We start from the raw sequence: 365 nt of genomic DNA on the forward strand, positions 1-365 counted from the left end.
GTGGTGTCGGCGGGTCGTCGGGCGGTGTTGTTCACGGGGCAGGGTTCGCAGCGCGCCGGCATGGGCCGGGAACTGTACGAGGCTTTCCCTGCCTTCGCGTCGTCCCTTGACGCGGTGTGCGCGCAGTTCGATGGTCTGTTGCCGCTTCCTCTGCGTCAGGTGGTGTTCGCCGAGGCAAGCTCGGCCGAGGCCGGTCTGGTGGATCAGACCGTCTTCGCGCAGGCGGGGTTGTTCGCGGTGGAGGTGGCGTTGTGGGAGCTGCTGTCCTCCTGGGGCGTGCGGGCGGACTACTTCGCGGGTCATTCGATCGGTGAGGTGACGGCCGCGTACGTGGCGGGGATGTTGTCCCTTGCTGATGCGTGTGT

1 protein-coding gene is annotated in these 365 nt (G+C 67.4%); it reads left to right on the forward strand.

The window, feature by feature from the left end; all coding sequences use genetic code 11:
- Positions 1-365, forward strand: a 365-nt coding sequence (locus ACFHW0_RS31870; RefSeq protein WP_416613334.1) for an acyltransferase domain-containing protein, incomplete at both ends; no start/stop codon positions are given.

This window comes from Micromonospora sp. LOL_025 (genome assembly GCF_048060285.1).
GTDB lineage: Bacteria > Actinomycetota > Actinomycetes > Mycobacteriales > Micromonosporaceae > Micromonospora.